Origin of the sequence: Paenibacillus sp. FSL R5-0928 (genome assembly GCF_037970385.1) — a bacterium.
Lineage (GTDB): Bacteria > Bacillota > Bacilli > Paenibacillales > Paenibacillaceae > Paenibacillus_AQ > Paenibacillus_AQ odorifer.
Genome location: NZ_CP150225.1, coordinates 2654199 through 2681133 on the forward strand (window position 1 = coordinate 2654199; position 26935 = coordinate 2681133).

At 44.2% G+C, this 26935-nt stretch carries 23 protein-coding genes; 14 read left to right on the forward strand and 9 right to left on the reverse strand.

The features are described from left to right. Positions 1-9 precede the first annotated feature (9 nt). From MKZ16_RS11790 to MKZ16_RS11800, 3 genes are all read left to right on the forward strand, one after another. The gene (locus MKZ16_RS11790; protein ID WP_051491619.1) at positions 10-417 is read left to right on the forward strand and encodes a MerR family transcriptional regulator; all 408 of its coding nucleotides are present in this window, start codon (positions 10-12) and stop codon (positions 415-417) included. Positions 418-485: 68 nt separating this feature from the next. Next, entirely contained in the window at positions 486-1415 is a 930-nt protein-coding gene (locus tag MKZ16_RS11795; protein WP_081393373.1) for an alpha/beta hydrolase, read from the forward strand. Between the two features lie 456 nt (positions 1416-1871). Next, entirely contained in the window at positions 1872-2462 is a 591-nt protein-coding gene (locus tag MKZ16_RS11800) for a TetR family transcriptional regulator (RefSeq protein ID WP_036689440.1), read from the forward strand. 216 nt (positions 2463-2678) lie between these two features. Here MKZ16_RS11800 and MKZ16_RS11805 read toward each other — a convergent pair whose 3' ends face one another. Beyond that, complete coding sequence (locus MKZ16_RS11805; protein ID WP_143759032.1) at positions 2679-2909, reverse strand: hypothetical protein; 231 nt, start codon at positions 2907-2909, stop codon at positions 2679-2681. A 68-nt stretch (positions 2910-2977) separates the two neighbouring features. On the opposite strand from MKZ16_RS11805, the gene MKZ16_RS11810 reads away from it, so the two are divergent. From MKZ16_RS11810 to MKZ16_RS11820, 3 genes are all read left to right on the forward strand, one after another. After that, on the forward strand, positions 2978-3721 hold the full coding sequence (locus tag MKZ16_RS11810; protein ID WP_094902534.1) for an SDR family oxidoreductase: 744 nt from the start codon (positions 2978-2980) through the stop codon (positions 3719-3721). 82 nt (positions 3722-3803) lie between these two features. Next, positions 3804-4889, forward strand: coding sequence for a glycerol dehydrogenase (locus tag MKZ16_RS11815; RefSeq protein ID WP_076100827.1), 1086 nt, complete (start codon positions 3804-3806; stop codon positions 4887-4889). A 105-nt stretch (positions 4890-4994) separates the two neighbouring features. Then, the gene (locus MKZ16_RS11820) at positions 4995-5855 is read left to right on the forward strand and encodes a divergent polysaccharide deacetylase family protein (protein WP_076100825.1); all 861 of its coding nucleotides are present in this window, start codon (positions 4995-4997) and stop codon (positions 5853-5855) included. Here MKZ16_RS11820 and MKZ16_RS11825 read toward each other — a convergent pair. Further along, positions 5842-6594 carry an N-acetylmuramoyl-L-alanine amidase gene (locus MKZ16_RS11825; RefSeq protein WP_235219580.1) on the reverse strand — a complete coding sequence of 251 codons (753 nt, stop codon included), beginning with the start codon at positions 6592-6594 and terminating at the stop codon, positions 5842-5844. The two genes, MKZ16_RS11820 and MKZ16_RS11825, sit on opposite strands and share 14 nt — an antisense overlap. A 183-nt stretch (positions 6595-6777) precedes the next feature. Between MKZ16_RS11825 and MKZ16_RS11830 the strand changes: the two genes are divergently transcribed. Then, on the forward strand, positions 6778-6966 hold the full coding sequence (locus MKZ16_RS11830; protein ID WP_036689445.1) for a YqzE family protein: 189 nt from the start codon (positions 6778-6780) through the stop codon (positions 6964-6966). A gap of 68 nt (positions 6967-7034) precedes the next feature. On the opposite strand, the gene MKZ16_RS11835 is transcribed toward MKZ16_RS11830, so the two are convergent. From MKZ16_RS11835 to MKZ16_RS11845, 3 genes are all read right to left on the reverse strand, one after another. After that, positions 7035-8057 (reverse strand): hypothetical protein, encoded by a 1023-nt coding sequence (locus MKZ16_RS11835; RefSeq protein ID WP_076104634.1) that lies wholly within the window; start codon positions 8055-8057, stop codon positions 7035-7037. A gap of 156 nt (positions 8058-8213) precedes the next feature. Then, positions 8214-9278, reverse strand: coding sequence for a YqhG family protein (locus MKZ16_RS11840; protein WP_036689447.1), 1065 nt, complete (start codon positions 9276-9278; stop codon positions 8214-8216). Beyond that, positions 9275-11020 (reverse strand): SNF2-related protein, encoded by a 1746-nt coding sequence (locus MKZ16_RS11845; RefSeq protein WP_076104635.1) that lies wholly within the window; start codon positions 11018-11020, stop codon positions 9275-9277. Before MKZ16_RS11845 ends, MKZ16_RS11840 begins: the two co-directional genes overlap by 4 nt. Positions 11021-11406: 386 nt before the next feature. Between MKZ16_RS11845 and MKZ16_RS11850 the strand changes: the two genes are divergently transcribed. Then, a complete protein-coding gene (locus MKZ16_RS11850; RefSeq protein WP_076104636.1) occupies positions 11407-14064 on the forward strand; it encodes an adenosylcobalamin-dependent ribonucleoside-diphosphate reductase in 2658 nt (885 codons plus the stop codon). Between the two features lie 158 nt (positions 14065-14222). Continuing rightward, a complete protein-coding gene (locus MKZ16_RS11855; protein WP_076104637.1) occupies positions 14223-14597 on the forward strand; it encodes a hypothetical protein in 375 nt (124 codons plus the stop codon). A 134-nt stretch (positions 14598-14731) separates the two neighbouring features. Here the strand turns inward: MKZ16_RS11855 and MKZ16_RS11860 are convergent, their stop codons facing one another. Beyond that, a complete protein-coding gene (locus MKZ16_RS11860; RefSeq protein ID WP_036689594.1) occupies positions 14732-15130 on the reverse strand; it encodes a cytidine deaminase in 399 nt (132 codons plus the stop codon). Positions 15131-15369: 239 nt separating this feature from the next. On the opposite strand from MKZ16_RS11860, the gene MKZ16_RS11865 reads away from it, so the two are divergent. Next, the gene (locus MKZ16_RS11865; protein ID WP_256715468.1) at positions 15370-16320 is read left to right on the forward strand and encodes a methylenetetrahydrofolate reductase; all 951 of its coding nucleotides are present in this window, start codon (positions 15370-15372) and stop codon (positions 16318-16320) included. An 86-nt stretch (positions 16321-16406) separates the two neighbouring features. Here the strand turns inward: MKZ16_RS11865 and MKZ16_RS11870 are convergent, their stop codons facing one another. Beyond that, the gene (locus tag MKZ16_RS11870) at positions 16407-18149 is read right to left on the reverse strand and encodes an SGNH/GDSL hydrolase family protein (RefSeq protein ID WP_076104638.1); all 1743 of its coding nucleotides are present in this window, start codon (positions 18147-18149) and stop codon (positions 16407-16409) included. Between the two features lie 242 nt (positions 18150-18391). On the opposite strand from MKZ16_RS11870, the gene MKZ16_RS11875 reads away from it, so the two are divergent. Then, on the forward strand, positions 18392-21259 hold the full coding sequence (locus tag MKZ16_RS11875) for a glycosyl hydrolase 115 family protein (RefSeq protein ID WP_076104639.1): 2868 nt from the start codon (positions 18392-18394) through the stop codon (positions 21257-21259). A 47-nt stretch (positions 21260-21306) separates the two neighbouring features. Here MKZ16_RS11875 and MKZ16_RS11880 read toward each other — a convergent pair whose 3' ends face one another. Beyond that, complete coding sequence (locus MKZ16_RS11880; RefSeq protein ID WP_051491630.1) at positions 21307-22086, reverse strand: helix-turn-helix domain-containing protein; 780 nt, start codon at positions 22084-22086, stop codon at positions 21307-21309. Positions 22087-22215: 129 nt separating this feature from the next. On the opposite strand from MKZ16_RS11880, the gene MKZ16_RS11885 reads away from it, so the two are divergent. Continuing rightward, positions 22216-22512 carry a helix-turn-helix transcriptional regulator gene (locus tag MKZ16_RS11885; protein ID WP_076104640.1) on the forward strand — a complete coding sequence of 99 codons (297 nt, stop codon included), beginning with the start codon at positions 22216-22218 and terminating at the stop codon, positions 22510-22512. 126 nt (positions 22513-22638) lie between these two features. Continuing rightward, on the forward strand, positions 22639-23661 hold the full coding sequence (locus MKZ16_RS11890) for an NADP-dependent oxidoreductase (RefSeq protein ID WP_076104641.1): 1023 nt from the start codon (positions 22639-22641) through the stop codon (positions 23659-23661). A gap of 71 nt (positions 23662-23732) precedes the next feature. Here the strand turns inward: MKZ16_RS11890 and MKZ16_RS11895 are convergent, their stop codons facing one another. Further along, positions 23733-24542, reverse strand: coding sequence for a YheC/YheD family protein (locus MKZ16_RS11895; protein ID WP_076104642.1), 810 nt, complete (start codon positions 24540-24542; stop codon positions 23733-23735). A 162-nt stretch (positions 24543-24704) separates the two neighbouring features. Between MKZ16_RS11895 and sbnA the strand changes: the two genes are divergently transcribed. After that, positions 24705-26912: a 2,3-diaminopropionate biosynthesis protein SbnA gene (gene sbnA, locus MKZ16_RS11900; RefSeq protein ID WP_339815731.1), complete on the forward strand. Its 2208-nt coding sequence runs from the start codon at positions 24705-24707 to the stop codon at positions 26910-26912. The last annotated feature ends 23 nt before the right edge of the window (positions 26913-26935 follow it).

The following is a 26935-nucleotide window of genomic DNA, read 5'->3' on the forward strand; positions in this document are numbered from 1 at the left end:
GCGCTGATTATGACAGAATACTTGCGAGGCCAAATTGCTAAAATGGCGAATGTGAATATGGAGACGTTAAGGTATTATGAAGAGCTCGGATTAATTAGCACTCCCTTACGTTCAGAAGCTGGTTATCGTCTTTATTCGGATGAGGTGCTTAGCCGACTTGTTTTTATACATAATGCTAAACTGTGTGGTTTCACTTTAAAGGAAATCAAGAAGGCGCTCACTAAATCTGAAAGCAGCGGCATTAGCATAGATGATTTTGTAACTGTTGTGGATAAGAAAATGGATCGAGTTCGTGGCGAAATTGCAAAACAGGAAATAAAACTAACAGCCCTCGCAGATTTGAGAAAAAATTTGTTAGCCACAGATAAACATCCAGGCGTACAGTCCACGCTCGAAATCCTAAAAATGGATTCTTAACTTGACCTTGTAGTCTCCTACAGACTTTACAATCTGAGTTGAAAAGAATTGTAGGAGGGATTAACGATATGGAAAAGTCAAGTACAGAGCAGCTTGCAGCGATCAAAGATTATCTGCGACAAAGCAACCGATTGGATAGCAAGTCTATCGGGCAAATACGGCAGGAGATGGCCGCGACGGCTGCGAACATGCCCATTCCTACGGATGTTATCGTCGAGCGGGTCATGATTGGACCCTTAAGTGGAGAGTGGATTATTCCTGTGAAATCTGCTCCACCCGCTGATGAAGTGATCCTTTATTTCCACGGTGGGGGTTTTATTTCTGGGACTTGTGAATTTTATCGAGATTTGGTTACACGAATTGCAAAAGCTAGTGGTAAGAAAATCCTAATCATTGAGTATCGCTTGGCACCAGAATTTACTTATCCGGCTGCTAACGAAGATTGTATAGACGCTTATCTGTGGCTGCTCGCGAATGGATATTCTGCCGGGAATGTCTTGCTTGGAGGGGATTCTGTTGGAGCCAGCCTTGCACTGATGACGTTGATTACTTTACGGGATGCGGGTGTGGAATTGCCGGCGGGTGCTTTTTTAATCTCGGCGCATACAGATCTCGTCCATTTGGATGGTGAATCGTATCTGAGTCGAGCGGAGTTTGATCCAACAGGCAGCATAGAAGGAAATAAACGAATAATTGATGTTTATCTAGGTGCTCGGACAGAACTAGCTCCTATATTATCTCCCTTAAGGTTGGATTTGCAGGGATTACCTGATTTACTTGTTCAAGTAGGCGACCACGAGGTATTGTTAAGCGATGCAACGAGGTTGTCTGAACGAGCACAAGCCGCGGATGTTCATGTAGAACTGGAAATATGGGAGAACATGTGGAGCGTCTTTCACTTTTTAGCTTATATGCTGCCAGAGGCGCAGGAAGCGATCGCGAATGTCGGTAAGTTTGTTAGAACGAGGCTAGATCGGATTGAGCAAAAAAGCAGCTGATGTTGCCCGCCTTCTTGAGAGATCAAGGAGGTTTTTTTGGCGAAATCGTTAGGTTCGCAGAAGGTGGATTGCTAGATACTGGGCTTCTTCATCGTAACGGACCGTATTGCAGCTATTTGCTCAATTTAGCGTGTTTGGCTAACTTTTCGGACTGCATAGCTCTTATTGGCACATAAGAACGCCGAAGAGGTGGGGATTTGGGTGGATAGCTGCATTTGAGTCCGATAGCATGGTGAATTACGGTGATTTTCGGAAATAAGGGCTCCTCAGTCCGAATCCATGTAGGACAGGGGCTACGGAGAATTAGACACCAGACGTGGATCTAAGTTTAATAAATGGGTGTGAGTATATACTGATAATGATTTAACGAATGACAAAGTGGTAATATTGTCAGTTCGTTTTTGGACATGATATGCTATGATAATTACCACCAGAGATAGAGCGAGGGGAATACATATGTCGAATGATCTTCCATTATCAAAAGAAAACATTTTGGACGCGGCTGAACAAGTGCTCCGGCGTTTTGGCCCGGACAAGACTTCTGTTGTTGATGTAGCGAAGGTGCTTAAAGTAAGTCATGGTACGTTGTATAGACATTTTTCCAGTAAATCTGCTTTGCGAGAAGCAGTAACCGAAAGATGGTTGCAGTATAATATTTCAGAGCCTTTAAAAAATATTTCAGAGCATTTTGATGGGAATGCCAAAGAGCAGCTCCGATTATGGATGGACACGCTGATTCGTAGTAAACGTACCTATGCTGTGGATGATGCCGAAATGTTTGCTATGTACGCAGCTGTAACTTTAGAAGCGGTGGATATGATTACCCTACACGTAGATCAATTAATTGGGCAAATTGCAGGCATTATTGAAAAAGGCATACAATCCAAAGAGTATAGAGTGGTGGAACCAGTGGTAACGGCTAGAGCAATTTTTAATGCTACTTCGCGGTACCATCATCCAGCACATGCTATAGAGTGGCAGTCGGCTACGATTGATCAGGATTTCGCCTCTGTTTGGGATTTGCTCCTTTCCGGGATTTCTTTGTAGCATCTAATTAAAACCTTCTGATGTTCAGGAGGTTTTTTTGTGTCTTAAAGGGGTATAAATCCCGTAGATTAGTCTGAATCGAGCGACTTGCAGCGAATGAACGGTATAAATCCCCTAGATTAGGCTGAATCGAGCGACTAGCAGCAGATGAACGGTATAAATCCCGTAGATTAGGCTGAATCGAGCGACTAGCAGCAGATGAACGGTATAAATCCCCTAGATTAGGCTGAATTGAGCGACTTGCAGCAGATAAACGGTATAAATCCCGTAGATTAGTCTGAATCGAGCGACTAGCAGCAGATGAACGGTATAAATCCCGTAGATTAGGCTGAATCGAGCGACTTGCAGCGAATGAACGGTATAAATCCCGTAGATTAGGCTGAATCGAGCGACTGTTGCAAAATATGTGAAAAGCGAATTAGAATGACAAATATAAAAAAATGTCACTTGTAATTTGTAATCGATCGATTTATAATCAGACCAACAAGAAGGACAAAGTAATAGGAGGAATAAATATGAACCACAATTTAGCTGGAAAAGTAGCATTAGTAACAGGTGCATCGAGAGGCATGGGCCGGGAGATTGCGGAGAACTTGGCACAACAAGGTGCGAAGGTGGTCGTTAACTATTCGAGTAACCCCGGCAAAGCCGAGGAAGTCGTAACCGGTATTAAGCAAAAGGGTGGAGAGGCCGTCGCTATTCGGGCAGACATCAGCCAGGTGGCAGAACTTGAACAGTTATTCCAAACTACACTAGAAGCCTATGGACAACTCGACATTCTCGTCAATAACGCTGGTATTATGATCACGAAGCCGATTCTAAATATGACAGAAGAGGATTTCGACATGCAGTTTGCGATTAATGTGAAAGGCACCTTTTTTGCTTGCCAGCAAGCAGCTAAATATATGAATGATAACGGACGGATTATCAATTTTTCAACTTCCGTTACGGGTCAAATGTTCCCGACCTACAGCGTCTATGCAGGAACTAAGGGAGCAGTGGAACAAATCACTCGTCAGCTGGCCAAAGAATTTGGACGAAAAGGAATCACTATCAATGCTGTTTCACCGGGACCTGTGAATACGGAGTTATTTACCGTAGGGAAATCAGCGGAAGAGATTGCAACCGTGGGGAATATGAATTCCTTTGGACGTTTAGGCGAGCCTGAGGATATCTCAAACATTGTGTTGTTCTTAGCCAGCAAGGAATCACAGTGGGTTACAGGGCAAACGATCCGTGTGAATGGTGGATTTATTTAAGCTGGTGGCTAAAGGGATCTTTTTAATAGCTGAATGTGGTCAATCCTTCTAATATGAATGTAAATAAAAGGAGGAGTGAACCATGACGCAGATCATCTGCTCACCAACTAAATATATACAAGGACATGGTGAAATTCGTAAGCTGGGAGATTATTGTTCGCAGCTTGGAGCGACAAGAGCTTATGCCATTATTGATCCTTATATTTTCTCTGTGTACAAAAAAGAGATCACATACAGTTTTGAAATGAACGAAATGCCACTAGTGATGACTGAATTCAAGGGCGAGTGCAGCAGTAATCAGGTTAATGAGATAGTTGCAGCACTTGGCTTGAAGGATGCGGAAGTCATTATAGGGATTGGTGGCGGCAAGACCCTGGATACGGCAAAAGCAGTAAGCCACATGAGTAACCTCCCGGTAGTTATTGTACCCACAGTGGCTTCAACGGATGCACCTTGCAGCGCTTTATCAGTGTTGTATACGGATGAAGGAGACTTTGACTGTTATCTTCCATTAAAAAGAAATCCCGATCTGGTTATCGTAGACGTCGATATCATTGCCAAAGCTCCTGCAAGATTGCTTGTTGCTGGAATGGGTGACGCGTTGTCTACTTTTTATGAAGCAAGAGCTTGCCGAGAATCTGGGGCTATTACCCATGCAGGTGGGACTAGCACAATTGCAGCCCTTTCATTAGCTCGTGCCTGTCTGGATACCCTTCTAGCAGAGGGTGAAACGGCATTAAAAGATGTTAAGCAAGGCATTACCTCTCCTGCGGTGGAACACATTATTGAAGCCAATATTTACTTAAGTGGCATTGGGTTTGAAAGCGGCGGACTTGCTGCGGCGCATGCGATTCATAATGGATTGACGCTGCATGAGGAATGCAGGAATACTCTTCATGGTGAAAAGGTTGCTTTTGCTACGATCGTTCAGCTTGTACTGGAGAAAGCACCATATGAAGAGATTGATCAGGTGATTGATTTCTGCAAAAAAATCGGCCTTCCCGTTACTCTCAAAGATCTTGGGATTACAAATAAGGATATCGATCAGTTGATGACTGTAGCTGAAGCTAGCTGTTCTAAGGATAGCCCCATCTGGAATATGCCAATTGAAATTCAAGCACTGGATGTGCTGGAAGCTATTCTTGCCGCAGACGCACGGGGACAATAGAAAAAACTCGATTGTAAATTATTGCGAACCTTCCTCGTACATATTTAACCTTCGTGAACCAAACAATGAGAACAATTGTTTAAGACGAAGGAGGCGTTCCTCTTGATGAAGGACAGTCGAAGTTTCAAACGTTATTTACTGATTTGGATTGCTGTTGCTGCTCTAATGGTTACTTTAATCGGTTCCGTGGTACCGTCTGTTTCAGCTGCCGAGTCCAGAGACAACCCTACAAACACACCAAGTGAAGAGAAGGCATCTCGACGTAATAAGGTCGTAATTATTATTGACGATTTCGGCAATGACATGAAGGGGACGGATGAAATGTTTTCACTGCCGATTAAGCTTACGGTGGCGGTCATGCCCTTTTTGCCTACATCTGTGAAGGATGCCACACGCGCGCATGAACGCGGAGATGATGTTCTTCTCCACTTACCGATGGAGCCGCGCCAAGGTAATCCTAAATGGCTTGGACCAGGAGCTGTACTGGCCAAGATGTCTGATGAGGAAGTCCGTCAAAAAGTAGAGGCAGCACTCGATAATGTGCCTTATGCTATCGGCATAAATAACCACATGGGCTCTAAGATTACCGGGGACGAACGGATTATGGGTGTGATCTTATCCGTGTGCAAAGAGCGGGGATTGTTTTTTGTGGACAGTAAAACCAACTACCGTTCTGTTGCTGGCAATATGGCTTATCGAATGGGGCTGCCGCGTGTAGAGAATCATATCTTTTTGGATGATACACACACAGCCAATCATGTCCTGAAACAAATGGGCCTCGTAAATAACCTGGCGAAGGATCAACGATTCTGCGTAACCATTGGTCATGTTGGTGTATATGGAAAAGAAACCGCCGCAGGCATCCGCAGCGGTGTTGAGCAAATAAAAGATGATGTTGAATTTATAGGCATTTCTGATCTAGTCAAAAACGAAATGAACTGGAACTCGAATCCTACACTTCCATAAGATAAGCTACTATGCCGCCAGCAATCGCTTCTGCAATTTCTTGTTGCCCTTTAGGGGTGCATAGCTTTTCGCGATCTGTCGGACTGCTTACAAAACCCGCCTCAACAATTACAGTTGTGGCGGTTATTTTGTTGAGTAAATAAAAGGGCTTACCCGGTCTTGTCTCAGCACGGATATTATAGAGACTGTTTAATTGTTGCTGAATGGTCTGGGCAAGGATAAAGCTGCGGCCTTCTTGGCGATATAATACAAGCGGACCATGTTTGGAAGGAGAAGGTGCCCAGTTAACATGGATGCTGACCACTACGGTAGCTGGTAATGTCTCAGCCAGTTCTTTACGCTGGGCAAGATCGCGCAGATGTCGGGATTTACTGCGCAGCCAGCGGTTCTCATCACTTGGGGCATAATCTCCATTACGATTTAAGGCAACATCAAATCCATCGCTGCGCAGCAGCAGAAATAATCGGCGTGAGATATCTAATGTAATATCCTTCTCAAGAATATTTCCGTAGGAAGTTCCTCCGTCGATCCCCCCATGTCCTGCATCAATTAAGATCATACGGTGGCCGTGGCTTAAGAGATGCTGACGTTCATCATTCACTACGGGTTTGGATGGAGTTGCAGAAGCATATGCACTCCCCACAAACAGCATTAGAAGTCCAACTGTAGTTAAAGTAATACGTAAGCCGCATATTGCAGCTGCTGTCTTGGAATAAGCTTTATTTCTCCCATTGTTCAAATGAACTCCTCCTTGCATGTGAATAACCTCGTGCCCTAGATTCTTTGTTAGATTGTGCTTTAATAGGTAAACCTATTCGAACAATCCGGGACAAGAGTTTAGATATATGCTCGCTGGTGCACACTAAGAGCATGGAACGACGCTGGTTATCTTAATTCACTTATAATGTAGGAGGTGTTACAAATGGCTTCCGGCGGCGATGAGCTTGTAAAGTATATCACTGAGAAGGTAGTTGTTTATATCGAGGATCCGCGTGCCATTCATGCTCGAAGAGCGGCTACTAAGCAGCCGTGGTCACAGAAATGGTTCGGAATGCTTCCGCTTGGTTGGTCGATCTGGCGAAGCAAATGGAGCCACAGTGATAAGGATTGAATATCACAAATAACAAATAACCTTCCAGTGCCTAATCGAGGGTGTCAGCGGAAGGTTATTTGTTATGTTTATTTATAGATATTTTTGTCGGGCAGCTTGTGCAGTGTTCCGATAGCCTGCAAGGCAGTGAGTGGCAAATACCGTCTTCCTTCTGGCCCTGATGCTGCGTAAACGGTAGGCATGTTGTTTATTGCTTGTGTTTTATTCGAATTAGGCAACCAGTTTTGATAACCTGTAATCATAAAAGGGGCACCTACGATATCATTTCGACCAGCGGCTTGATAAGCAATACTTTCCTTGGGACGAATCAGTGCGGCGATATTGTCACCGCCTACAGCAAGCAGTTTTGGGGAGGTCAACCACATGATATCTTTATAAGGATCATCTGTTCCCCCGCTTTGATAGGCAGAAAGCGGCGACAGGTCAGTAGTTAAGTTAGTGATTACATCCGTTTCTGTCTGCTGCCCTTTAAGCACTTCTTCCGCTTTACTGAGCGTCCATGGTAAAACTTGGGGTACGGAAGCATTGATAAAAATCGTCTTATCGTCAATGGCGATTTTCCATACGGGTAGAAGTGGTGCATATAAGGCTGTAAGGTTTATTTTGCCTGTAAAAGATGAAGGTATAAGTCCTTCCTGCACCAAAAATTGGCGCAGTTCTAATAAACTATAGGGGAGGCCGTAAGTGCCAGCTCCATATTCGCTAAGCATATAACCACCTTGATCCGTAGCCGAAATGATCATGTAACCGATCCGCTGTTCACCTTTCATAACGTTGACAAGCCAGCTATGAGTACCTGGACCCAGAGGATAATATTCTATTCCTGCGTCCTTCCAGGCTGTAAATGGAGCTTCTGCTGCGAGCTTGTTCAGTGTACTCTTGGCAAATTCTTGGACCGTACCGGGTGAAGGTAAGATATCCATCTGCAGTACAGGTATCAAATCCTGTGTGACTGAATCAACTACACTTACTCTGGAAGCTGCAAGCGCAGAAGAGGAACCGGAGCTCGTTGCGATGAGTCCGATGCATAGAAGCAGGAGGAAGCAGCTTTGACCTGCAAGAAGCAGCCTCCGCCGTACACTTATTTTCATGGCGTCGTTCACCTTTCTTTGTTATGAAATATCAGAAAGTATAAGCTTCCTTTTTATTGTAGGGGACAAGCTATAAAAAGGCTGTTGCTTGCTGTCGCGCCGGAAGGCGGAAGTTCTCTTGTTTTTTTGCCTGCTTTTAGCGAGTAGGGTCGCATTCTATAGGCTCCGCAGATGAAACAGTCCATAGGTTACCGCAGAAACTGCGATTTGCGGCTCATATTGCCAAATGGTCTCTTGGCGCCGACGGTTATACTGTTCTTGTGTCGCTAGGCGTTTTTCTTCATCAGGCTCCTTCAATAGCTCTCCATAATAGACATCAATGATGTCCAGCTCAACCCTTAGCCGCTCACGCGCCTGTTCTGCCCAAGTATAGTCCAGTTCGGCTAGCTGAGCGGTTAGATGAGTTTCCAATAGTTCGGTAGCGGCTGCTACTGTCATTTCATAAGGCTGGATATGCACATTTTCCGGCAAGCGTGGCATCATCTCTTTTGTGGAAACTTTTGCATTAAAGTCATCAATGATGGTTCCCTTTGTTAGGGAGATGCCAAGATAATGGAGTTCTTCACGTTTCAAATCGCAGCTCATCTCCACCTTATAGCAGACACTAAGCCATGGTTCGTAAGCGGCAGAGAAAAGCGTATTTCGCTGCCTGCTGCCCGGGTCCTCAAATAAATAAAGGCATTTCCCTTCGTCCCTAGCGGCGTTCCAAATTTGTTGCAATCGCTTGCTTCCGTAAATAATATCCTCTCTTCGGATCATCCCGGGTCCAATTCGTGGGAGTGCCGGCACAATGCCGAAGTAGCGGGCTAGGATACTTTCCTCCGGGTCAGTAGATGGAGCATTCACTGCTTCTGAGCCCGGGGAGGCGGATTCGAGTAAGTCAGCGCTGGCCTCTGCATCGTTTGTTACACCTGTAGTTAGGCTTCCGGTGACAACTTGATTCAAAATGCCAGCACTACGATTTGCAATGGGGGGAACCTCTACAGCAGCTTGACTGTCGTATTTTTCCGGATCAAAAACAAAGGTGAAAGAAAGGGTCTCAGGATCTACACCTGTGCGCTCCACGAATCCCCAATAATACGGCCGGTCGGTGAGCATTTTGTCAGCTCTAGGTGATAATTTCACAGTTACGTGAAGGGGCGAAGCCTCAATGATGGAGCATTCAGTGGCTTCAAGATAGTCCATCACATGCTTGCGTACTTCCTGTGCGGTGAGGGTCATGTCGCAGTCCCACTTTCTTTTTTAATACCCTGTGTCAATTCACTGAGGGATTCACCAATATGGTCCAGCTCATGCCGCAATTCTTCGTCGGAGCGGGATTCGAGCATGATTTTGTATAAACTCTTCTCCAGCGATTCCTTCTTTTCAAAACGTTCCAGGATTACATCCAGCCCGCCAATCACCATTTCAAACATATTGATTTTCTCATGCAGCAGATGCAGGATATGTTCTTCAATCGTGCCTTGAGTAGACAAGTTGTAGATCACTACGTCATTTTCTTGCCCTAACCGGTGGACACGGCCGATACGCTGCTCCACCCGCATGGGATTCCAGGGCAGATCAAAGTTGATCATATGGTGGCAAAATTGCAGGTTTATCCCTTCTCCGCCGGCTTCCGTAGCAATCATAACTTGAGCCCGGCCGCGGAAAAGATCCATCATCCAATCTTTTTTGCCACGGTTCATTCCGCCGGAATAAGAGACACACATCAGCCCATGTTCACGGAAATACTGCAGTAAATATTCTTGAGTTGCGCGATATTCCGTGAAGACGATGACCTTTTCATTCATTTCTTGAATGAGGGCTAAGGTTGTTTCAGCTTTAGTGTTTGTTTTAACAGTACGGAGGGTCTGTAGCAGCTCCATCATCCGGTCTCTTTTTGGTGAATCCGCAGGCAGCTTTTTGATCAAATTAACTAAAGTGATAAAGACGGCATCCCGGCTGCTGCACACCTCACGTTGAAGGGTTACCAGAGAAAGCATGCTGCTAAGATTGCCACCGGATTCCTGATACTGGTCTTTGACAAAGGAAGTAACACTGTTATACAAATCTTTCTCTTCTTGGGAGAGAACTAAGGGAATATTACGGACTTTTCGTTTCGTGAAATTAACTGGACCTTCACCACGGCGATTGCGGATCATGACCTTCGAAAGCTCGTCCCGCAGTTGACCTTCATTCTTGGGCTGGCGTTTATCAACCACGAAATTCGAGGAAAAATCGCCCTGATTTCCAAGTTGCCCCGGCTTCAGTATAGTGATCAGATTAAAGAGTTCGCCCAGATCATTCTGAACGGGAGTCGCGGTGAGCAGCAGGCAATATTTTTTGCGTAATTGCTGTACAAATAGATAATTGGTCGATTTTTTATTCTTCAGCTTGTGAGCTTCATCAATGATCAACATATCGTATTCATTTTCCAGCAGGATTTCCTTATGCGGATCGCGTTTTGCGGTATCCATCGATGCGACGACTATGGCGTTACCCCAAGAATAGGCTTTTTTCTGAGCGACAGCAGTGATGCCGAATTTCGCATTCAGCTCACGAACCCATTGCAATACTAGAGAAGCAGGTACGAGAATAAGCACTTTGGAGACAAGACCGCGTACGAGATATTCTTTGAGCACCAGTCCTGCTTCAATGGTCTTGCCCAGTCCAACCTCATCTGCAAGAATCGCGCGGCCTGACATTTCGAACAGAACCTTATGCGCTGTATCCAGCTGATGGGGAAGAGGGGACAAGCCGGATAAATGCTTCATACATTGCAGCTCATCGAAGCTCGTTACTAGACCTGTTTCCTCTCCTTGTACGGCAAGCTTAGATAAACGGTAGTCTCCCCATGGGCCGCCCTTTTCCAGTTTGAGCTCCAGATCTTGCAACCAATTCCGGTCAAAAGAAAGAGGAACAGGCAGTATCGGCGCGGGTGTTCCCCCTTGCTGGGGTAGAGAATTACGGAATAATTGCGTCATAATGCAGCCTCCTCAAGCTCGGATTTATATCACCATTCGTAAGAGTAGTATGCTCGTAAACGAGAGAATTCATAACCTCTTATTTTTCACGATAGCCTTTAAAAAAGAGAGCAAGAGCGAGAAAAAGCAGCAACGTTTGCGATAATTCGGCAACTTGACTCTATTTTCGAATAAGACCTTCGATACAATATGTGGTATAGTTTAAAAGCTGACGCACACAATATATTGTGACAAAAGCTTGAATATGTATTTTTTATAGAGTGCTTAGCTGGTATTTGTTATTGACAAGATGAGCTTCCTACATACACCTGTTAAGCAGTGGAGGATGGTAAGGGAGTTTTTGTTGTGGGCCCATACCTTGGACCGGAAACTAATATCTACTACACATGCGGGAGGTTTTTTTATTGAGTAAAGTGGAACGTAAGCAACGCCTTGAAGGGCTAAGTGAAAAAATATTTTTGGATCGTTATGCTTGGAAGGATGCAGACAGCAACAATGCTAAAGTAGGCGACGTTGTATTGGTGCTGACCAAAGATGATCCGAAGTTTCCAACTAAGGAAGTCGGAGAAATTGTGGAGCGCAGTGGTCGAATTGTAACTGTAAAGACACGCAGTGGCGAGCTTGTGAAATCGGATGTTGAAAAGTTGACCCTTAATATAGAAAAAACTCCTGAGGAAATGTGGGACCGTTTATCCACAGCGATGGCTTCTGTAGAGAAGACACCTGAGCTTCAAGCAGAATGGGCGGGCAAATTCCGTTCAATCCTGGATGATTGGAAGCTTGTGCCGGGTGGACGTATTGCAGCTGGTGCAGGTGCTAGTGAAGAATTAACATTGTTCAACTGTTATGTGATTCCCTCTCCAAAAGACAGCCGTGGCGGCATCATGCAGACATTGTCTGAAATGACGGAGATTATGGCGCGTGGTGGCGGGGTGGGCATTAACCTGTCTTCATTGCGTCCGCGTCGTGCGATTGTTAGAGGGGTTAATGGTTCATCCAGTGGTTCCGTATCTTGGGGCGGTTTGTTTAGTTATACTACGGGGCTTATTGAGCAAGGCGGCAGCCGTCGTGGTGCGCTCATGCTAATGATTAATGACTGGCATCCCGATGTTGAGGACTTCATTACCGTGAAGCAAACGATGGGCCAAGTCACTAATGCTAACCTTTCGGTATGTGTGAGCAATGGTTTTATGAAGGCTGTAAAAGAAGATCTGGACTGGGATCTCGTATTCCCGGATACAACCGATCCTGAATATAACGAAATGTGGGATGGCGATCTCGACAAGTGGAAAGCTGCCGGCAAAAACGTTATCCATTATCGCACCGTAAAAGCGCGTGACGTGTGGCGTACGATCATTGAATCGGCATGGAAATCCGCTGAGCCGGGCGTCGTATTCATGGAATACTATAACCAGATGTCTAATAGCTGGTATTTCAACCCGATTATTTGTACAAATCCGTGTGGTGAACAAGGCCTGCCTGGCTGGGGAGTCTGCAATCTGTCTGCGGTGAACTTGTCCAAGTTCTACGATGAGAAAAATCATGATGTGGATTGGGAAGATCTTGCGACTACCACACGTTATTCCGTCCGTTTTCTGGACAATGTAATTGATAAAACACCTTATCATTTCCCGGAAAATGAAGCGAATCAGAAAAAGGAGCGCCGCGTGGGTCTCGGAACCATGGGATTGGCGGAGCTGATGATTAAATTGAACATCCGTTACGGCAGCCCGGAATCGTTGGAGTTTCTGGACAAGCTATACGGCTTTATGGCTCGTGAAGCATACCTTGCATCGGCAGAAATTGCTGGAGAGAAGGGGTCTTTCCTAGCTTTTGATACCGAAAAATATTTAATGAGCGGATTTATGAAAAATATAGTCGAAGCGTATCCAGAGGTTGGCGAAGCAATTCGTGAACACGGTATGCGTAACGTTACAGTGATTACACAAGCACCTACAGGTAGTACAGGTACAATGGTGGGGACTTCTACGGGAATTGAGCCTTATTTTGCCTTCAAATATTTCCGTCAAAGTCGTCTTGGCTATGATGAACAGTTTGTTCCAATCGCTCAAGAGTGGCTGGAAGCTCATCCGGGTGAAGAGCTGCCGGACTACTTTGTAACTTCGATGGATCTGTCAGCTAAAGATCATATCCGTGCGCAAGCAGCGATCCAACGCTGGGTAGATAGCTCCATTTCCAAAACAGCGAACTGCCCGTCTGACTTTACGGTTGAGGAGACGGCTGAGCTATATGAAATGGCCTTTGATCTAGGATGTAAGGGTGTTACGATCTACCGCGATGGAAGCCGTGACGTTCAAGTCCTGGAAACCACGAAGAAGGAAGACAAAAAAGAAGCCGCTCCGGTTGCGGCAGAGGAAGCTACAACTACTGTAGAAGCAAGTACAAGTGTTGTAGCAGCAAGTCCAGCGCCTCAAGTGACTACAAAAGAGGCGGATAAACAATACAAAAAACGTCCGCAGGTTCTGCGCGGCGCTACCTATAAAATCAACACACCATTTGGGATGGCATATATTACGATCAATGACCTTGATGGAATACCGGCTGAAATCTTCCTGAATGTAGGTAAAGCAGGTTCTGACGTCTTTGCTATGGCAGAAGCACTAGGCCGTGTCTGCTCCTTGTTCCTCCGTTACGGAGATCATGGTGAGAAAGTTGAGCTGTTGATCAAACATCTGAAAGGCATTGGCGGATCAGGAGCTATCGGCTTCGGCGCAAACCGTGTTGAATCCATTGCTGACGCTGTAGCTAAGGCACTGGAATCACATGTGCTGAACAATGCTCATGATGATCATGTACCTGCTCCGATTGCGGCAACTTTGGAGCTGGAGGATTTCAATGAAGCGTTAAATGCGGAGATAAAATCGAGCGTTCCGTCAGCTACGGAAGATGGACATGGTGGTCATCATGCGCATAACCATGCTACGGCTTCCCGTGACCTTTGCCCATCCTGCGGCAGCGCCTCGCTGATTAATATTGAGGGCTGTAAGACTTGTGGCAATTGCGGGTATAGTCGTTGTGGGTAAACGTTAGAGCCAATAAGTGTTTTATGGGAAAACTAGAAATGTGACTATGCATAGCTACTAAAAGCAAGCGATCATCGAGAGGAAGTGTTAATCTTTTATCTCAATGAATCGCTTGTTTTTTTTATTATTGATGATGTTCATTGAGAGGTTTTAACTATATGAGTTTGATAATAAGTGTAATTCAAAAGGGAAGAATAATTGTAGATACTAATTTTTTGGAGGAGCAGGTACCTGCACCACACAATAATTTATTTGGTTTCGAATCATGCAGAAAAACTCTCTGGGGAAATGATTTAATTAGTGAACTCGGATGTGAGTTAATATATTCTTTAAAGAATACGAATATTTTTGCATTTGATGAAGAAATAGAAAAACTGGAAAGTGAATTCCTTATTTTGCTTGATAATTTAGATACTATAGAACTACATACAGACTATGATAAAGAATTTATTGAATTTAGGGTAAGAAATGCTTTGGAGATGATAAAGGTAGTATTTAAAGAAAAAGATAAGGTTGGAATTGCGATTTGGTAAGTAACATCGTATTTACGCGGTGTGTCTGGTCTGTGAACTCGTGTCTAACTAAGCTTTTTAACACAAAAAACACGCGTACTTGTCTAACACAGGTACGCGTGTTTTTTGTTATTCCACTACGAGAGGAATTATTTTTACATATCTAAATTTTTGAATGCGTAAGGCAATAAATCCCTTAAACTTAGCTCTAAGATTTCTTTTTTCTCATTGGTTAAATAGACAGGCATGTCAGGCAAACAGAATTCCGATAATACTTGTCTGCAGATACTACATGGCGGCAGAAAATCCATTGTGTCACCTGCTACAGCTATAGCCTGAAAATCACCTTTAGTATAGCCCTTTGTAATAGCCGTGAAGATTGCTGTTCTCTCTGCACAATTAGTAGCGCCAAAAGATACATTTTCTACGTTTACTCCATTAATAACATTTCCATCTTTAAGCAATAAGGCTGCTCCAACTGGAAATTTAGAATAAGGGGCATAAGCAGCTTTCTTTGTGTTACGTGCGCTTTCCATTAATTCTTCTTTATTCATAATACTCACCCTTTTTAAATAAGAATGAACCTTTCGGTCCCCTTATCGCCAACTTTAAGGTTGGCAGGACTTCTAATATTATAGTCACATCAAATGGTTGTCAACATGTACTACTCCATAAGTATCATTAAGGAATCATAGTTTTAAAATATAACTAGATATAGTAAATAGAAGTTACACATATTAAGCCCGCCATGGTAACCTTATCTTAAAAGCGACGAGTAGAGGGGTTTTGTAATGTGGGAGCGGCAGAGAATACATTTAAACAAAAAATATTGAGCAAAAAACCGGGTATTATAACATATGGGATGACACCACCGAAGGCAAGCCACGCACCAGAAAAGGTCTCGGAAATCGCCCAGAAACAGGTTGAAAGACTTAAAAATCTTGATTTAGATGCGTTAATTCTGTACGACGTTCAGGAAGAAGTAGATAGAGTGGATCATGAAAGACCTTATCCCTATTTACCAACGATTGATCCGGCTGTCTATGGTGATAAATATCTAAGACAGGTGGAGGTCCCAAAGATAATTTACCGGTGCGTCGGTAATGATACAAGAGCCCAGTTCGAGGATTGGGTTAAAACTGACGACAATGAAGATAGATTTTCAGTGTATGTGGGCGCTTCGTCAAGTAAACAAGAGGTGAAATTGAATTTACCAGATGCTTATGAGCTAAGTAAACAGTTAAATAGTAATTTAACTTTTGGTGGAGTTGTCATTCCGGAAAGACATATAAAAAAGAATGATGAGCATATACGGGTTGTCGAAAAGACCAACAATGGGTGCAACTTTTTTATCACTCAGGCAACTTATAATGTAGAGGCATCTAAGAATTTATTGTCTGATTTATATTATTACTATACAAATAACGGTTTTGAGATGGTTCCTATTTTATTTAATCTTGCACCATGCGGCACAGCGAAAACATTACAATTTATGAAGTGGTTAGGGATCAGTATCCCGGGATGGTTAGAAAACGAGTTGAAATACTCGAATGATATTTTGGATAAATCAATCCAGCTATCGCAAAAAATCTTTGAAGAATTACTAGATTTCGGGCTGGAGAAGGGAATTCCTATTGGTTGCAGTATTGAAAGTGTTTCAACAAGTAAGTTGGAGATTGAAGCGTCCGTACAGCTTGTTAAAGATGTGAAGGCCATTTTAGATAAAAAGCTGCCTACCAAATAGAAAAAGATTCCTCAAAATATTGAGAAACCCAGGTCATTTAAAGACCGTGGGTTTCTTTTTAGGTTATATGCCACTAGGTCAACTTATTAAACATTATAGCCGAAGCCCAGTATAGTAAAAGACTTGTCCTGATCTTCCGGCACCATTCTGATGTCTATCTGATGCTCCCCGCTAACCTCATTTTGATAAAGAATTACCGGATTGCAATGTGTCCAGTTATTCTCATGTGGATCAGCGGTGACTACAAGACAACCATCGACGTAAATGTTCGCCTTGCCGAATTCGCTGCTGCCAGAATCCTTGTATACGAGGATGAGATTTTTGCTTGTTATCGTCAGCTTGAAGCTGTGTTCCCCAGACGACGCTGAATGCATCCAATTTTGAGGGAATTCCGGAGTTCCGAAAGAATTGGCATCCATTTCTACCCGCTGCAAATCGGTATCGATCCCCGAAAATCCGCCTACCTCAATCCTGCCTGCGTCAATATGGCTTTTGCGGTCCAGCAGGAGGGTTCCCGCAAAATCATTCCCGATGACCGGATGCTGATCCAATAGGAGATCATCTTCGTCCATTAGCGTTTTGTGGGTTTCGGAGAATAAATAAGCCAGACAATCAGCCATCACCCGGTGACCCTCATTAGTAGGATGATAGATATCATAGAAAAATTGCCGTTTCGAGAGGATGTTCCCCTCATTTTTGCTTAGGCGGAACTGCCCGGATACCGCATCCTTTACACTAACCATAGGAAGATTATAAGCTCGGCCAATGGGGGAGAGCCGTTCCTGCAGGTTCCAGTCATTCATAAACACGCTGAACAGGAGAACTACTGCCGGTCTATTATCGGCGGAAAGTATTTTTAGGCATAAGCTTTCAAAACAGTTGCCTTTCGTTTCATCCCCTTCGTCGTTTACCGCAAATTCCACCACCACGATATCCGGTGTTACAGAACCTTCCCGGAGAATATCCCTTTCATAACGGATGACCCCAAGCTCGGATGGTGTTCCACCTACCCCAGCCTTCACAAAATGGATGTTCCCGCCACCATTCGTACCGAATAATTCCTTAAATCTCAGATACGATTGGTAGGCATAACATTCTGTATGGATCGGCTTAGCGCCTGCTCCCTGAGTAATGGAACCCCCAATATAAGCGATCGTGACATCCTCACCTATTATAGCCTTATGGATGGCAGTTTTTAATCTTTTATTATTGCCCAGTTGAAGCAAGGATTGGGTAATGATCTCCCGGTATTCGTTAGAATCAAACGCTACGGGCGGTTCAATGATTAACTCTGGTACAGAATAACCGTCATGCAAATAAAAAATTATACTCGCGATGGCCAGTTCGCCTTCATGTTTAAATTCAAAGGCGAATTTGCCGAGCACTGCATCCTCTTCAGACCATTCCAAATCCTCCAACTTCAAGAGAATCTCAGAACCGTCGGAGGGACAGGGCACACGTATGCTGCTGCCGGTTTCGTATTTGCTGGTTTTGCCCCAGTTCTGCAATAGAAAAGAGATGGGTTCGTTCTGCTCATGATCCCTTCTCACAGACACTCCGATACTATGAACCAATTTGCGAAATCCAACGCAGTTTCCTAGCAGCTCCAGTATTGTCTCATCAGTGACGCCGCCAATATATCTGGCCTTGTCAATTAGATAGTTACCTTCCAGATAAACTTCCTGTGAAGGTGGACCTTCGGCCCGGGCTGTCGCCTCAATCGCGGTTTCGTAGAGCACAAAAAAACCGTTCCTGCGTTCAGCAGGGTCCTTGGGCGCCTTTGGACCTTCAATCTTGCCACCTGTAATGACCCCGTTATTGTTTTTCATATTGATCATCCTCGCTTTTTGTATATGCTTTTCTTGTTATGGATGCGCTTGCAAAAAAACATATTTCTGTTAGAAGGAATACCTGTTAACAGTAACACCAAATATCCAGATTGTTCAACCGATAAACAAAGTTTCATTTAATAATTACAAAAAGTTGCTAGTTTACACATGGAAGTTGAAATCGCTTACTTATATAATGTGCCTAGTCATACGAAAATAGGATGCTTAAGGGGAGAATTATCATGCCTACGAAGGAATTGCACCTTGTGAAGCAGGGCAGTGCTGCCATGATTTACGTAGACCCCAAGGGGAAAGATTATGAGGGATTACGCCGGGTGGCACAGTCTTTTGCAGCAGATGTTAAACAGGTAACAGAGGTAGAGCCTGAGATATATACACAATTGAACGAGTTGGATGGAACAGTCATAATCGCTGGGTCGATAGGGAGTAATGATTATATCGATGATTTAATCGCGGAGGGAACCGTTGATGTATCGGCCCTCCAAGGTAAAAGAGAATGTTATAAAATTCAGGTGGTTGAACAACCCACAGCGGGAGTGGACAAGGCGCTCGTCATTGTAGGAAGTGATAAACGGGGGACGATTTACGGGTTGTATTCGATCTCCGAAAAGATTGGAGTTAGTCCTTGGGTGTACTGGGCGGATATTGTGCCGGAGAAGAAGCCGGCATTGTCCATTCCTGATAACCAGCTTCATGTGATCTCCAAGGAGCCTTCGGTTAAATATAGAGGTATTTTTTTGAATGACGACTGGCCGTCTTTAGGTTCTTGGGTAACTCAAAGCTTTGGTGACTTTAATGAAGATTTCTATGACAAGGTATTTGAACTCATTCTTCGCTTGAAGGGGAATTATTTATGGCCGGCGATGTGGAGCGCCGAATTCAGCCTGAATGGTAAAAGCAGCCCGATTGCCAACGCCAAGCATGCACAAGAATACGGAATTATTATGGGGACCTCCCATCATGAACCCTTATTCCGGGCAGGCAGTGAATGGCAGAAGGTATACAGCCAATACGGAACAAGTAACCTATGGGATTTCGCCCGTAATAAACAGGCGATTACAGATTTCTGGGAAGACGGAATCAAGCGCAATCAGGCCTTTGATAACTTGATTACCCTAGGCATGCGGGGGGAAAGTGACTCTGCGCTGGAGGGCTCCGACCAGGAGAATATTGATCTGCTGAAGGATATTATACTTACGCAAAAAGAACTATTGAAGAAATACAATCTTGAACATGCACCGCAAATTTTGGCCGTTTATAAGGAAGTTGAGAAGTACTGGTATGGCACTGCCGGGGTGGAAGGGTTGAAGGACTGGGATGTTCTGAATGACGTTACGATCCTGCTTGCTGACGATAACTTTGGCAATCTCCGCAAAATCCCGACGAAAAACGAACGTAACCGCAGCGCAGGATGGGGGATGTATTATCATTTTGACTATCATGGTGGTCCGCATTCCTATGAATGGTTAAATACGACCCCGCTTGAAAAAGTCTGGGAGCAAATGTGTATGGCATTTGACTATGGCATCCGTGATGTATGGATTGTGAACGTCGGAGATTTGAAGCCTATGGAATTGCCCATTTCCTACTTTCTGGATTTGGCCTACGATTTTGAGGCATGGGGGACAGGTGTAATCAATCGGATTGTGGAATACACCAACCGTTGGGTAGAGCAGCAATTCGGATATGCGCTGGAACAAGAGACATGTCTGGGAATCGCACAATTGTTAGGTGATTATACCCGGATGAACGGTCGGCGCAAGCCTGAAATTACTTATCCGTCCACCTTCAGTCCTATCCATTACAATGAGGCGCACAGAGTTCTGGAGCAAGCGGTGATGATCGAGAGGGCTGCCAACAAATACGATGAGCTAATCCCGGAACAACTAAAGGATGCTTACTTCCAGCTCGTATATTTCCCTGCTGTTGCCTCGGCCAATGTGGTCAAAATGCAAATTTATGCAGGACTGAACCATCTATACGCTAAACGAAATAGTATGTTGGCAAATACTTACGCTGCTCTGACCTGCGAAACCATCGAAAGGGATAAGCATCTGGAGCTGGTTTATAATAGCGGAATTTCGGATGGGAAATGGCAGGGAATGATGAGTTCCCCTCATGTAGGGTATATACATTGGAATGCAGAAGGGTGGAAATATCCGGATGTAAACAGCTTGACGCCCGCCAGAGGTTCTTTAATGATTGTCGATGTGGAAGGAACGGAACAAGCGTATGTTTCCGGCACAGCTAATCTTCCGGTAATTACAAATCTTCAAAAAGAAAACTATCGCATCACAATCAGTAACGGTGGAGAAGCGGGTTTTGAATATCAGGTGCGGAGCAGCGTGGATTGGATCAAGCTTGAGAAAATACGCGGCTGGATTGAGGCAGGGGAGACGCTTCAGGTTTCCGTAGATTGGGAGAAGGTCAAAGAAACATCGACGGGCGAAATTACGATCTCCGGTGCCGGAAATATAGTTAAGGTGAAGGCAGCCGTGGATTGGATAGACATTCCGGATGTGCCACCGATGACATTTATCGAGGCCCATAATATCGTGTCCATTGAAGCGGAGCATACCATAACTCGTGTTTCGAAATCAGGGGTGGTATGGAAGACCATTGACAGCTATGGACGTTCTTTATCCTCGGTTAAAATGTTTCCGGATGCTGTATCTTTTGAACAACCGGAGGATGCACCTTATCTGGAATATCGGATTCTAGTGCAGCAGGACACCGATTATAGCTTAACCGCGTATATTGCGCCGACAAACAATCTGTCACAAACTAGCGGGTTGAAATATGCGATAGGTTTCGATGATCAGGCACCCGTGATTAAGGGTGCTTTACCAACGAACTTTGAAGGCGGCAATCATGATAATGAACCATGGTGCCGCGCGGTTATGGACAATATTCATGCTGTGACCACCAGCCATGCTTTAACAAAGGGTCTTCATACCCTCCGCTTTTACGGATTGGATGCGGGTCTGGTTCTGCAAAAGCTTGTATTGTCCGCTGCCCAGCTTCCTTATTCCTATTTAGGGCCGGAGGAGAGCTTTTATACTAGCGGGACGGCGTCCATTCTTAGTTAGGTTGAATTAAAAGGGCGAACAACTGGGTTGTTGCTTCGAATCCTCCGTTATTTCAGGGCAGATGACGGAGGATAACCCTTTATATTTTTGAAAACGTTGCTGAAGTAGGCGACATCTTGATAACCACAGTGAGCTGCCACTTCGGACACATTAAAGCCACCTGCCGATAGAATCATCTCAGCATTGTTCACCCGCACCTTGTTTATAAATTCTTTATAGGTGGAGCCAGTGTTCTGCTTAAATAGCTTACCTAGATATACGGGATTTAGGGCAACCAAATCTGCCAGCTCCTTGATCGTGACTTCCTCCGAATAATGATCCATGATATAGGTCATCACTTTTTGGATTCTTAGATCTATCAGAGGTGTTTCTTGATGGTGGGCGATACTTAATAAGCGGTACACAATCAGTTGAAAGATGGCCCGGGCCTTCATTTTGTAGAAAGGTTGTTTGCCCATCCAGACATGTGAGAATTCTTTAATATCCTCTAGAATCTCTTTAGTTCTCCAATTCCTAGTTACAGTCTCAAAAGGGAGCTGCACATGATTGTCCTCACCCTCCCAGAAGAAATTGAAGGCAAAGGAACGCATTGGTGCCTCCTTAAAGGTCTGAGCTTCCCGAATGCTGCCAGAAGGGGCATAAAGCATATCTCCGGCTTCAACCGTGAATTTCTCTCCATTAATAAAATAGTCAGACTTCCCTTCTACGATGAAGGTAAGATCATGGAAATCAATTTTACTCCTCGTAATCTCCCAATCCGGGAAGGATCGGCGATCAACGAACAAAAAAACACGGGGTACAAGATTTTCATATTTGGTAATGTCCATTTCTACCACTCCTCCTTCCTAATAAATAGAGCCGCGCTAATGCCGATTGGTATATTATACAAAAATGAAACCGATTAAGAAATGGGATTGTAAATTGACTTTGCGCAATTAGAAGAATACAATAGTTTTATGACTATCGAACAATATTCCTTAAAAGATGATGAAAAGCGAGTGAAGATTTTTAAAGCATTAGCAGAAGTGAAACGAATTGAAATGATTCGTTATCTTCATCACCATAAGGAGAACAATACATGTGGGTCCATTGGTGAATCTATGGGAATGGACAAATCCAATGTGTCGTACCATCTGAAGATTTTGTATGAAGCTGATTTAGTAAGTGTCACACGTATGGGGCAGAATAAGATTAGCCAGCTTCGAGAGGATACGTTTTGCGAATTATTACCGGGTTTCTTGGGCAGTTTATAATCTGTCCGGAAACCTATAATTTTTCTTAATAGTTTGATAGTTTTATAACTATTTGATAATCATGTACAGGGTTTGGTTAATAGTTATAGGTAGCAGCAAAAATAAATATTAATGGAGTAGTGATCTATGAATCAGTTGAAAAATAAACAGGTCCTGTTAATTTCACGTCCTGTAGGCATGCCAACCCAGCAAAATTTCGAGTTCAAAGATATTCCTGTAGTTGAAGCAAAAGAAGGACAAGTTGTTGTACGTACGTTGTATTTATCAGTGGATCCTTATATGCGGGGAAGAATGAATGATGCTAAATCGTATGTTCCTCCGTATCAGCTTAATGAAGTCATCGCTGGAGGACTTGTGGGAGAAATCGTAGAATCCAAATCGGAGCTATTCAAAGCTGGAGATAAAGTCATCGGTATGCTGGGCTGGCAGTTATATAATACTGTAGATGCTAAAGCAGTAACCAAAATCGATGATTCGATTGCACCAGTATCGGCTTACTTAAGTGTTCTAGGTTTGACAGGGCTCACTGCATATTTCGGTTTACTTGATATCGGTCAGCCGAAAGAAGGAGAGACTGTCGTAGTGTCTGGGGCAGCGGGTTCAGTGGGGATGTTTGTTGGACAGATAGCCAAAATCAAAGGCGCTCGTGTCGTTGGGATCGCAGGTAGCGATGACAAATGCGACTATTTAAAAAAAGAACTTGGCTTTGATGCAACCATTAATTATAAAACAACGGAAAATTTAGGCCAGGCTTTGGAAGAAGCATGTCCAAATGGTGTTGATGTTTATTTTGACAACGTGGGTGGAGCGATTTCAGATGCTGTGATGAGCTTGCTTAATGATTATGCACGTATTCCACTATGTGGCGCTATTTCTTCCTATAATAGTACAGACGGAGATATGGGTCCACGTATTCAGAGCAGATTGATCAAAACCCGCTCCCTTATCAAAGGATTCGTTCTTAGTGATTACGCAGCCCGCCAGTCAGAAGGCCTTCAAGAGCTTGGAAAATGGCTAACAGAAGGTAAATTAAAATATGAAGAAACAGTTGTTGAAGGATTCGACAATGTGGTGGAAGCATTCCTGCAATTGTTCCAAGGTGCGAACCTAGGGAAGATGCTTGTTAAGGTGAGCGACTCCGAATTCTAAAACAACACAAACAGCCCTGGTAGAGACTTCTATATATCAGGGCTGTTTGTATTATCACCAAACTAATTCGTTCAGACCATACCCTGTTTGGACTTCATGCATTTAAGATTGTATGTGCGGCCATAGGCTTTCGCATATTTGACGATTCGCTCAATCATGCTGGTGTCATTCAGTTTGGTAAACGGGCACGGATCGGGGGCTGTATTTACTTCCAAGATCCATGGTTTAAGGCGTCGATCCAAGGCAATATCCACACCGATTTCCTGCAGGCCGGGATAGGCTGTGTTTAGCTGTCTGGCGGAGTTCACTCCAATTTGTTGCATGGACCGGATCAAGGCGCTACTATTCTCTACGTTTGTATAGGATTCTAATAATGCCTCTACCGGATAAATCGTTCCCCCTTGGCTCCCATTCGTAACCACTTTGCGAGGATGAGCAACGCGACCCGCAATGCCTGTAGCTTCCCACCCGCCCTTAAGATTTCTTTGCACCATTACCCGGATATCAAATGGCCTTCCTTCATAAACCAAAAGCCAAATCCCCTTTTGCACCAAATAGGACTTTCCTTGGGTCTCGCTAAAGATTGCCCGATAAGCCATCTCGTAATCAGAAAATGTATGTTTATGCGTACCGGACTGATAGCTGTAGGCTGGTCGTTTTTTGGCGGAATGATCTTGTGATCTTTCAATCCGAATTACACCCTGTCCCAAAGATCCACAGCAGGGCTTAATGTACACCATTTTATGTTTTTGCAACATCTCATAGAGTACGTTTTTATTCATTTTTTTCGTTACCGGGATATACTTCCTTAGCTCTTGTTTTCTAAGCAGTATCCTTGTTTTCGTCAGCTTATTGGATATCCGCCGTATTGGCTCCTTCATTTTGTTCCTCCGTTCTATATATCTATAGGCTATATTACGGGAATACGCAGTTTTTGCTTGGGCAACCACAGAAGAATAGAACACATGCAAAGAATTCTACATATGAATATTGGAGGCATTTATTAAACTTGGGCTGCAGCATGCGGTCAACGGGAGGCGGCTATGATGCTGCTCGGGAAATTGCAGATTAAGGTGCAAGAAGTAATGGACGAATACCCTTGGTACAAGGGGCTGATCGATGGGGAGAAAACGAATTATAACCTGCAGAACTTACCTCTTATGTCTTCGAAAACACTTGAAACCTTCTATTATAACCAACCCATCGATCCTTCTTGGACTGTTTATAGGACGTCTGGTACAAGCTCAGGCCGTAGAAAAGCAATCCTCTACTCTGAGGAAGATGACAAACACTATGTGGATATTAAAACGAAGCTATTCGGCGAGCTTATTGCGGGAAGCGGATGTAACAGAGCGTTGGCGGATATGGGCACTGGACATGCAGCAAATACTGCGCTGACCATTTTTGAAAGGTTAGGATTGGAAAAAAGTTCAATCCCCTTTGAACTGCCAATCGAACAGCATATTGAACAGCTTAAAGCTTTTAAACCTGACTTGCTCTATACGATGCCGTCCATCCTTGACCATATCGTATATGCTGCCGGAAACCCGCGTGAATTCGGAATTCGCAAGATTATTTTGGTAGGGGAAATTGCTCCGCCTGAGTGGCAGCGGAACATGGCTGGCATGTTCGGTATTGAGCCTAGAGACATCATCGATACTTACGGCTCCATTGAAATCGGTACGATCGCTTATTACTCCCATGATCATGGCAGGTACATTTTTGCCGACGGAATTTTTGCGGAAGGAATCGGGGTTCATGAGTTAGACGAAGAAGTAAGGCCACTTCGGAACAATGAAAGTATTCTGGTGCTTACCTCAACTGTCCGCAAGATGCTGCCAGCTCTTCGTTTTGTTACTTATGACGTTGTAAGGGATTTTAGGCCTGTGATGATAGACGGGGTTGAACAACAAAGCTTTGAGTCTATTGTAAAAAGAGTGGGTCAAGAACTGAAGCACGGTGAGAAGATCAGCCTGTACGATATCGAGCAGGTCGTATACCGTCATATTGAAGATGCGATCATTCGGGTCAAGGTAAAAAACAATGCGCTCTCTATTTATATCAAGAGTAAATCTGTGAAGCCCTCTATTATTCCGGTAATCAAAGAGGAAATCAGGGAGTGTATTCCGGAAATCGGGATGATGATTCGCAACCATCTGCTTGATGATATTGAGATCATTATAGTAGCTAAAGGGGAGCCGCTGGCCAGCGGGCAGGTCAAGAACAAGAAGTTATATTATCAGAAGGACAAAGCTAAGGTGGACATAAATATCCAAGGCGGTATCTTGTCGACTATCGGAAAAACACCATTAATCAAGCTGGATAATCTGTTCCAGAACAGTGAGTTCGAAGTCTACGCAAAAATGGAACTGCTAAATCCGGGAGGAAGTGCGAAAGACCGTCCAGCTCTGCGGATGATCCATGAGGCATGGAAGGAAGGGAAAATCGGGCCGGAAACTACTATTATTGAGTCGAGTTCGGGTAATATGGCGATTAGCTTGGCGATGATTTGCCAATATTTAGGGCTGCGATTTATTAGTGTGGTTGATCCAAGAACTACCACAACAAATCTGCAGATTCTGAAAGCATTAACTGTAAAAATTGACTTTGTTAGCGATCCCGACCCCGAGACCGGTGAATATCTGCCTGCTAGACTGAATCGAGTGCAGCGACTCTTGGAGGAAATACCGGACAGCTACTGGCCGAATCAATATGCAAACGCAAATAACTATTTGTCCCACTACCATACGACCATGAAAGAAATCGTGACTGAGCTTGGCGAAGTAGATTATTTGTTTTGCAGCGTAAGTACATGCGGCACGATTCGTGGCCTCGCGGAATATGTAAGGGATCATGGTCTGAAGACTAAGATTGTTGCCGTCGATGCGGAGGGAAGTAGTATTTTTGGTGGCAACAAAGAGAAACGGCGGTTCCCGGGACTGGGTGCTGGCATCGTACCCCCTTTCTGCAGAACGGATTTAATCGACCGTATTGTGCATGTCTCAGACTTGGATATCGTAAAAGGATGCCGAGCACTCGCCCAGAATGAATCGATTCTGGCCGGTGCATCCTCGGGGGCTAACCTTGCCGCTGTTAGGCGTATGGAGCAAGAAATGGCTCCAGGATCTGTCTGTGCGGTGATTCTGCATGACAAAGGGGAGCGTTACCTCGATACAGTATACTCTGACCCATGGATTCAGAATGAATTTGGGCAGGAATTCTCGCCTGACGGTGGAGATGTTCTTGCTTAACGAACGGAAAAAGGAGGTTGTGG